A 9188-nucleotide genomic window follows, 5' to 3' on the forward strand; every position below is an offset into this window, starting at 1 on the left:
GCTGCGGCTGGCGGGCATGGCGCCTGAGGACCTCCGCATCGTCGTGGTGCGCGACGTCAGGGCCGGCGAAGAGCATGCGGTTGTCGCCGCGCGTCTCGGCGGACACTGGCTGATGCTCGACAACCGCCGCATGGCGATGGTCGAGGACGACGCTGCGCGGAGCTACCAACCGCTGTTCGCGCTCTACCAGTCGGCCGTGATGAAATATGTCGACGAACCCGCGCGGCTCTCGATGGTCGCCGTCGAGGCCCATTGATTGTAGCGGCCTCGTAGCCCGGATAGAGCGCAGCGCAATCCGGGACGGTGCCGCCGTTGCACGAATCCCGGATTACGCTTGCGCGCCATCCGGCTTACGAACCACCCGACACAAACTCATTCCACCGCGCGATCCAAACCGCTAGCATGGCGCCTTCCATGCGGGGGCGACTGGAATGCGGTTCATCGTGCCGACTGTGCTTGCGTTGCTGGCGTTGCCGGCGGTTCCGGGCTTCGCGCAATCCGAGCCAGCCGACCGTTCCGTCGCCGACCGGCTGCCGCTGTTTGCAAGGAACAATTGTCAGCTGATTCGCGACCCCGGCAATCAATTGTTCTGCGGTGATGCCACGCTCGCCGCCGCTGCCGAGAAGCTGAGCGCGGCGATCGAGGGGCGGCTCGCCCGCCTGCCCGATCGGCTGCCTGGGATCGAGGAAAATGCGATCTGGATCCGCCAGCGCAACCTCAGCTGCGGCATCGTCGGCCAGACCGCGATCCGCACCGACGAGTTCGACCGGGTGAAGGCCTGCCTGCTCAAGGTGACCGAGGAGCGCGCGGCGATCGTGCGCGATCCCGATTTCGACTGCCTTGCGGCCAACACCGCGGCGGGCGCGCTGATCTGCGCGGACCCGTCGCTGGCGCTCGCGGAAACGGAGCTCAACGGCCAGGTGCTCGGCCTGATCGGCAAGCTGGATCCGATCGCGGCGCGCTTTGCCTTCGCCGAATATGGCAGGTGGACGCGCGAGCGCGATCGCAAATGCAATCTGGTCGGCAAGGAGAATGTGCCGCTTCAGGAGCTCGAAACCGCGGAGGAGTGTCTTGCGGATCATTTGAGGCGCAAGACCGACGAGATCCGTACGGCGAAGGGCGACCCCAAGAAGGTGTTCGGCCGGCAGGTCGCGGCCCGCATCCCCGACACCGACGCGGTCGATTTTTGCGCGGCGCGTATCCATGCGGCTAATTCCTGCGGCAACTTCCTCCGCATCAACCGCGTCTACGCGCTCGACAGCCAGGTGACCGAGCAGGAGGCGCAGGTCACGGGCGAGATCGAGATGGCCGTGCTGGCGCCCTTCACCATGTGCAGCAAGGTCGCCTCCAACTGCACCGGCACCTGCTGGGACGCCAGGACGGGTCGGCCGCAGCCCGGAACTGGCAACAAGGAGCGCTCGGCCGAAGCCTTCAACGTGACGCGCCGGCTGCGTATCCAGCGGACTTTTGCCTTCGTGAAAGCCGCCGACGGCTGGCGTTGCCGGGAGGATGAACTGGCCCCGGTGAATTCGGGGACGGCGAGCGGGGGGTCGTAGGCTCTTCTCGCAGCGAGCGCGCTTTCTTCCTTCGCCCCTTGCGGGAGAAGGTGGCGCGCGCAAGCGCGCCGGATGAGGGGTTCTCAGCATTTGCAAGACTGTTCGAGAGGATAGATACCCCTCACCCGGCCCGCCGCTTGCACCCTCTCCCGCAAGGGGAGAGGGTGCACCGTCAATGCCGCAATAGATCAATACATCAGATTGTCCTTCACCAGCACCCAGCGCCCGCCCTTGATCTGCTGCACCTGGGTGATGGTATTGGCGAGATGGTCGGTCTTGGAGAACTTGGTCGGCGGCGAGTTGAAGATGTCGAGGAATTTTTCGCCCGACTCCAGCGAATCCAGCATCTTCTGACCCGTGAGATCCTTACCCGCCTTCTGCGCATAGAAGGCGAAAGTCATCACCGCATTGTAGCCGATCATGGCCTGCGTATTGGCCTCGGTGCCGAAGGTCTTCTTGTAGTTGACAATCCAGTCCTTCACCTTGTCCTTGGCCGTGTCCTCGTAGGGGATTTCGAAGAGGCTGGCCGCATAGAGCCCTTCCACCGCGTCCTTGCCCAACGCTGGCACATCCAGCACGTTGGTCGGCGACGCGCCCAGGAAGGTGACGTCCCAGCCGAGCTTCCTGGCTTCCGTCATCGAACCGATGGTCTCGCGGAGAATGGTGCCGAGCACCACGAGATCGCAGCCATCAGACTTCATCTTGGCGACCTGCGCGCTGAAGTCGGAGGCGCCGCGCTTGAAACTCGTGATCGAGGCCGGCTGCACCTTCATAGCCGTGAGCTGCTGGTTGAAGCCGTCGAGCACGTTTTTTCCGTACTCGTCGTCCTGGTGCATGATGCAGGGCTTCTTGAAGCTCTTCCACTCCATCATGTATTTGAGCGCCGCGCGCGTGCTCTCGACATAGGGCAGCAGATTGTTGAACTTCAGCCGCTCCTGCGGCTTGGCCGGATCGAACTTGAAGGTGAACTCGGCCGCCGTCAGCGGGAAGAGCTGTAGCACGCCGGCGTCGAACAGGATGTCCTGCGCGGCCAGCACGGTCGGCGATCCCATGGCTCCGACCATCGCGAAGATCTTGTCGCGCTCGATCAACTTTTGCGAAGCCAGCACGGCTTTCTTGGGATCATAGCCGCTGTCCTCGATGACCAGCCGGATCTTGCGGCCGTTGATGCCGCCCGCCGCATTGACCTCCTCGGTCGCCATCTTCATGCCATTTGCGACCGGGACGCCCCAGCCCTTGATCGGACCCGACAGGTCCTGATGGGTCCCGAGGACGATCTCGGTTGCCGAGATACCGTCGTTGGTGACCTTGGTTTGCGCTGTGGCCGGCAGACAGGTGAGCGCCAGCGCACTCACAGCAAGGCCGAACGTTCCGAACGATCTCGACATTGACGTCTCCTCTCCTAAAGGCCCGTGTTACGCGGAGGGCGAGGGCCATCGCTCCTCCGCTTTCCCAAATCGTCCTGCGCCTCACGCCACGGCGCGCTGGCGATACATCGCTTCGATCTCGGCGGCGTAGCGCTTGTTCACGAAGCCGCGCTTCAGCTTCATGGTCGGCGTCAGTTCTTCGTCTTCCGGCGTGAGCTGGCGCTCGATCAGGTAGAACTTCTTGATGGTCTCGACGCGGGCGAAATTGCCATTGACCTGCTCGATCTCGCGGCCGATCAGGTCCTGGATCTCCGTCGCCCGGCACAAGCTGGCATAATTGGTGAAGGGGATGTCGTGGTCCTGCGCGAACTTCTCGACGTTCTCCTGGTCGATCATCACGAGGCAGGTGAGGTACGGCCGCTTGTCGCCGATCACGACGGCGTCCGAGATGTAGGGTGAGAATTTGAGCTGGTTCTCGATCTCGGACGGCGTGATGTTCTTGCCGCCGGAGGTGATGATGATGTCCTTCATCCGGTCCGTGATCCGGACGAAGCCTTCATTGTCGATGGTGCCGACGTCGCCGGTGTGCAGCCAGCCGCGGGAATCGAGGGTCTCGGCGGTCTTCTCCGGCTGATTCAAATAACCCATGAACAGGAAGTCGCCCTTGATCAGGATCTCGCCGTCGGGCGACAGCGCGACCTCGCCCCAGGGCACCGCCGTGCCGACCGAGCCGAGCTTGATCCGCTCCGCCGGCATCATGGTGGCGACACCGCAATTCTCGGTCTGGCCGTAGAGCTCATGCATGTCGATGCCGAGCGCGAGATACCAGCGGATCAGCTCCGGCGCGATCGGCGCCGCCCCGGTGAAGGCGATGCGGCAACGATCCAGCCCGATCATGCGGCGGATGTTGCGAAATGCGACCCGGTAGGCGATGCGGCTCGCGAGCCGCAGCGGCAGTGGCGGCGCCTTACCCTCGAGCCTGTAGTCGACCATGCGGTAGCCAATGTCGATGGCACGGCGATAGACCCATTGCTGCAGCGGCGTCGCATCCTTCAGCGCGATCGTGATGGCCGAATAGAATTTCTCCCAGATGCGCGGCACCGCGAGGAAGACGGTCGGCTGCACCTCGCGCAGATTGTCCGGCACGGTCTCCGGGCTCTCGGCGAAATTCATCACCGAGCCGAGCGCGACCGAGATGTAGTAGCCGCCGATGCGTTCGGCGACGTGGCAGAGCGGCAGGAAGATCAGCCGCTCGTCGTCCTCCTGCGCCGGAATGAAATCGTTGGCATGCCGCATCTGGTGCGTGACGCTGCGGTTGGCATGCATCGCGCCTTTGGGCGGACCGGTCGTACCGGATGTATAGACGAGGATCGCGAGATCGCCGGCGCCGCGGCTGTCGATCATCTCCTGCCACAGCGCTTCGCGGCCGACCATGTGGTTGCGACCGAGCGCGCGAAACTCGTCGAGCGACATCACCATGTCGTCGGAGAAACCGCTGAGGCCCTCCATGTCGAACACGACGATCTTCTGCAAGCTCGCGCAGCGCGCGCGGCAGGCGAGGATCTTGTCGAGCTGCTCCTCGTCCTCGGCGAAGATCACTTTCGTTCTGGAATCGTTGACGAGATATTCGACCTGAGACGACGCATCGGTCGGGTAGATGCCCGAGGCGACGCCGCCCGCGCACAGGATGCCCATGTCGGCATGGACCCATTCGGGAACGGCGTTGGCGATGATGGAGGCGACGTCGCCGGGCATGAAGCCGGAGGCGCGAAGCGCGTAGGCAATTTCCTTCGATATCTCCAGCCACTCGCGCCAGCTCGTCGGCTGCCAGATCCCGAATTTCTTCTCTCGGATGGCCGGCCGCTCGCCCCGCGTCTCGGCAGCGCGCAGAAAGCACTTTGCGATCGTATCGGCGACCGTCAGCACCGCCGGTCGGGCCATGCGCCTCTCCTCCTTGTCGCTCTCCCCTCCGCTGCCTGCCTTGCCGGCGGTCTTTGCTTGCGGATGGACAATCTCATCTTACTGCCAGCTCTTCCTCACCGCCACGTCTTCTTCTTTTTCCAGCGCCGCTCGCCTCGCGCACCCGCTTCCTTGGCGCCAAGGTAGAACTCCTGGATGTCCTGGGAATGCATCAAGCGGTCGCAGCTGTCGTTCATCACGATGCGGCCGATCTCCAGCACGTAGCCGTAATGCGCGGTCTCCAGCGCGACCTTGGCGTTCTGCTCGACCAGCAGGATCGACATGCCCTGCTCCTCATTGACGCGGCGGATGATGGTGAAGATCTCCTTCACCAGCAGCGGCGACAGGCCGAGCGAGGGCTCGTCGAGCAAGAGCAGCATCGGCCGGTTCATCAGGGCGCGCCCAATCGCCAGCATCTGCTGCTCGCCGCCGGAGAGCTGGCCGGCCGGCTGGCTGATGCGCTCCCTCAGGCGCGGGAAATAACCATAAACCCGCTCCAGATCCTCCGCGACGCCGTCGCGGTCCTTGCGCGGATAGGCCCCCATCATCAAATTCTCGCGTACGGACAGGAACGGAAACACCTCGCGCCCCTCCGGCACGTGGCTGAGGCCGAGCCGCACGATCCTGTCGGCTTCCATGCGCTGGATCGGCTTGCCCATGAATTCGATCGAGCCCTTCTGCGGATCGAGAATGCCCGAGATGGTCTTCAGGACCGTGGTCTTGCCGGCGCCATTGGCCCCCAGCAGCGTGACGATGCGGCCGCGCGGCACTTCCAGCGAGATGCCGCGAATCGCCATGATCGGCCCGTAATAGCTCTCGACGTTGGAGAGCTTCAGGATGGTCTCGGGTGTCGCGATCGCATCCATCGCCTCATGCTCCCAGATACGCAGCGACGACATCGGGGTGCTGCTGCACCTCGGCCGGCGAGCCCATCGCGAGCACCCTGCCGTAGTTCAGCGCGATGACGCGATCGGAGACGCGGTTGACCAGCGACATGTCGTGCTCGACCATCAGCACGGTGATGCCGAGCTCGCTCTTCATGTCGCGGATCCAGAACGACATGTCGTCGGTCTCCTCGACATTGAGGCCGGACGACGGCTCGTCGAGCAGGATCAGCTTCGGCTCCGAGCAAAGTGCGCGCGCCAGCTCGATCACCTTGCGCACCCCGTAAGGCAGGCCGGAGATCAGCTTGTCGCGATAGGGTTCGAGATCGAGGAATTCGATGACCTGCTCGACCCTGCGGCGATGCACCTTCTCGTTCGCGCGCACGCTCGGCAGGAACAGGAGCTCCTGCCATAGCTGCGTGGTCGAGTGCCGATGGCGGCCGACCAGGAGGTTGGAGAGCACGGTCGCATTCTCGAACAGCTCGATGTTCTGGAAGGTCCGCGCGATGCCGAGTTTTGCGATGTCGTAGGGTGGCTCCTGCGTGATGTCCTGGTCCTCGAAGAAGATGCGGCCCGAGGTCGGCCGGTAGATGCGCGAGATCAGGTTGAAGATCGAGCTCTTGCCCGCACCGTTCGGCCCGATGATCGACAGGATCTCGCCCTTCTCGACCGCGAAGGACACCGCATCGACCGCCTTCAGGCCCCCGAAATGCAGCGACAGGTTCTCGGCGCGGAAATAGCTCATCGGTTCCGCTCCGACTTCACGTAGATCTTCTGCCGCTTGAAGGTTGCGCGCTTGTAGAGCGGGAACAGCTGGAAGAAGAGCTTGATCTTCAGCCAGCGGCCGTAGAGCCCGAGCGGCTCGAACAGCACGAACAGCACGATGATGATGCCGTAGATCGCGCCCTTCAGGCCGTTGAGCGAGGCGAAGGCCGCGACCTTCGACTGGATGGTTCCCGCGGTGGACGGGCCGGCGCCGAATGTCGCGGCGATGCCGCCGATCATGCCTGGCAGGTCGTCCTTCAAATACGTCAGGAAGGGATCGATCATCACGATGAAGATCGCCCCCAGCACCGCGCCATGCAGGCTGAAGGTGCCGCCGATCAGGATCACGATGATGAACTCGATCGAAAGCTGCAGCGTGAACATCTCCGGCGAGATGAAGGAGAGCTTGTGGGCGAACAGCACGCCGGCAAAGCCGGTGATCGCCGCCGAGATCGCAAAGGACTTCACCTTGTAGAGCGCGACATTGACGCCCATGCTGCGTGCCGCCGTCTCTGAATCGCGGATCGCGACGAAGGCGCGTCCCGTCGGCGAGCGCAAGAGATTCAGCGTACCGATGATGGTCAGCACCAGCACGGAGAGGCAGAGGAAGTAGAAGGTGGGGCTGTCGCGCGGCACCGCGACGCCGAGCAGCGACAGCGTCTTGACCCGCATGCCCTCGTTGCCGTGGGTGACGCTTTCCCAGCGCGCCAGGATCTCCTCGACGATCAAGGCAAACGAGATGGTGGCGATGACGAGGTAGATGCCGGTCAGGCGCAGGGCGGGAAAGCCGACCAGGGCGCCGATCAAGCCGGTCAACGCGCCGGCGGCCAGGAAGTAGACCGGGAACGGCACGTTATATTTCTGCAAATAGGCCGCCGTGTAGGCTCCGATGGCGAGGAAGGCGGCGTGGCCGAGTGAGGCCTGGCCGGTAAAGCCGGTCAGGATCAGCAGCGCGACGCCGACGGTCGCATAGATGCAGACGAAGACGAGCTGGCTCATCAGATAGCTGGAGAGCACGAAGGGCGCGATCAACAGCAGTGCGAGCAGGATTCCGTACGAGACCAGATAGCCCGAATGCGGGACCAGCTTGATGTCGTCCTCATAGTCGGTCTTGAACAGGAAGCGCATGGTGTTCAGACCTTCTTGCGGACGTGATGGCCGAACAGGCCTTCAGGCTTCAGGAGCAGCACCGCGAGCAGCACGAGGTAGGGCGCGACGTCCTTCCAGCCTTCGGGCAGGTAGAAGCCGGCCATACTCTCGATCACGCCGATCAGGACGCCGCCGACCACCGCCCCCGGGATCGAGCCGAAGCCGCCGAGGACCGCGGCGGGAAACGCCTTCAAGCCAAGCACGAGACCGACATTGGAATGGATGAAGGTGATCGGCGCCAGCAGCACGCCGGCGCAGGTCGCGACCGCCGCGCTGATCGCCCAGACAATCGACACCACGCGTTTAACCGGGATGCCCATGTAGTAGGCGGCGAGCATGTTCTCGGAACTGGCGCGCATCGCAGTGCCGAGCGTGGTCTTGTTGAAGAAGAGATAGAGCAGCGTGCACAGGATCATCGTCGCCGCGATCACCGACAGCTTGTCATAGGCGAGCACCAGCGAGCCGATCCGCAGCACGCCCTGGCTGAACGGAGTCTCGATCTTCAGATCATCGGTGCCCCAGATCATGCCGGCGATCGAGCGCAGGAAATAGCCGAGCCCGATCGTCGCCATGATGATGGAGAATTGCGGATAGCCGAGGATCGGCCGCACCACCACGCGCTCCGCCAGCATGCCGAACAGCGCCATCGCGGCCACCGCACCGGCAAAACCGATCCAGTAGTTGAGGCCCATCATGCCGATGAAGGTGAAGGCGAAGAAGCCGCCGAGCATCATCAGGTCGCCCTGGGCGAAATTGACGACCTCGGTGGCCTTGTAGACGAGCACGAAGCCGAGCGCGATCAGGCCGTAAACGCAGCCGAGCGCAACACCGCTGACCAGCTGCTGAACGAAATCCAGCATCGACGCGCGTCCTCCCGATACAACCGGCGGCTCTTTCCGACCGCCTTGCCGCATCTTGTGTCCAGTCGCTACGCAGTCGTGTCGCTGCGTTGGCGCCATTTGTCCGGAACCAATTCAGCCTGAACCGTCCAGCGCTGTCAACAAACGGTGACTTGCCTTTAGTCCAATCCGGAGCGCGGAATTTGCGGCAGCGCGATTCATGGTGCCGAAACATCTTCGGGTCCATGGTCGCGGGCGATGCAAAACCGGATGGTGTGGCCGTCATGAAGTCGGACAGCTCGGCACTGGAAGTCCTGGGGTTAACGAAGCGTTTTGACCGTCTGGCGGTCGACGGCCTCGATCTCACCGTCCACGCCGGCGAATTCTACGCCCTGGTCGGCCCCAACGGCGCCGGCAAGACAACGACTTTGCGCATGGTCGCGGGCCTGCTGCGCCCCGATGCGGGCGCGGTCTCGATCTTCGGCATCGATGCGCTCCAAGACCCCGTTGCCGCCAAGCAGGTAATGGCCTGGGTCTCCGACGAGCCGATGATCTACGACAAGCTGACCCCGCTCGAATATCTCGAATTCGTCGCCGGCCTCTGGGGCATCGCGCCGTCGGCCTCGGAGCCGGTCGCGCAGGAGCTGCTCGGCTCGCTCGGCCTCGAGC

At 63.6% G+C, this 9188-nt stretch carries 8 protein-coding genes and 1 pseudogene; 3 read left to right on the forward strand and 6 right to left on the reverse strand.

Features of this window, described 5'->3' with window-relative positions:
• Positions 1 to 256: pseudogene (locus MOV75_RS17235) on the forward strand (hypothetical protein); the annotation flags it as partial.
• A gap of 175 nt (positions 257 to 431) precedes the next feature.
• Positions 432 to 1556, forward strand: coding sequence for a lysozyme inhibitor LprI family protein (locus tag MOV75_RS17240; protein WP_246919853.1), 1125 nt, complete (start codon positions 432 to 434; stop codon positions 1554 to 1556).
• A 188-nt stretch (positions 1557 to 1744) separates the two neighbouring features.
• Here MOV75_RS17240 and MOV75_RS17245 read toward each other — a convergent pair whose 3' ends face one another.
• The 6 genes from MOV75_RS17245 to MOV75_RS17270 all read right to left on the reverse strand — a co-directional run bounded on the left by MOV75_RS17245 (position 1745) and on the right by MOV75_RS17270 (position 8540).
• Entirely contained in the window at positions 1745 to 2944 is a 1200-nt protein-coding gene (locus tag MOV75_RS17245; RefSeq protein ID WP_246919854.1) for an ABC transporter substrate-binding protein, read from the reverse strand.
• 81 nt (positions 2945 to 3025) lie between these two features.
• Complete coding sequence (locus MOV75_RS17250) at positions 3026 to 4864, reverse strand: long-chain fatty acid--CoA ligase (RefSeq protein WP_246919855.1); 1839 nt, start codon at positions 4862 to 4864, stop codon at positions 3026 to 3028.
• A gap of 95 nt (positions 4865 to 4959) precedes the next feature.
• A complete protein-coding gene (locus MOV75_RS17255) occupies positions 4960 to 5748 on the reverse strand; it encodes an ABC transporter ATP-binding protein (RefSeq protein ID WP_246919859.1) in 789 nt (262 codons plus the stop codon).
• A 4-nt stretch (positions 5749 to 5752) separates the two neighbouring features.
• Positions 5753 to 6511, reverse strand: a complete 759-nt coding sequence (locus MOV75_RS17260; RefSeq protein ID WP_246919856.1) for an ABC transporter ATP-binding protein — start codon at positions 6509 to 6511, stop codon at positions 5753 to 5755.
• Entirely contained in the window at positions 6508 to 7659 is a 1152-nt protein-coding gene (locus MOV75_RS17265) for a branched-chain amino acid ABC transporter permease (RefSeq protein ID WP_246919857.1), read from the reverse strand. Before MOV75_RS17265 ends, MOV75_RS17260 begins: the two co-directional genes overlap by 4 nt.
• Before the next feature lie 5 nt (positions 7660 to 7664).
• On the reverse strand, positions 7665 to 8540 hold the full coding sequence (locus MOV75_RS17270; RefSeq protein ID WP_094892962.1) for a branched-chain amino acid ABC transporter permease: 876 nt from the start codon (positions 8538 to 8540) through the stop codon (positions 7665 to 7667).
• Between the two features lie 263 nt (positions 8541 to 8803).
• Between MOV75_RS17270 and MOV75_RS17275 the strand changes: the two genes are divergently transcribed.
• Positions 8804 to 9188 (forward strand): ATP-binding cassette domain-containing protein (locus MOV75_RS17275; RefSeq protein ID WP_247006245.1); only part of this gene is annotated, 385 nt, incomplete at its 3' end.

Origin of the sequence: Bradyrhizobium sp. PRIMUS42 (genome assembly GCF_023006515.1) — a bacterium.
Lineage (GTDB): Bacteria > Pseudomonadota > Alphaproteobacteria > Rhizobiales > Xanthobacteraceae > Bradyrhizobium.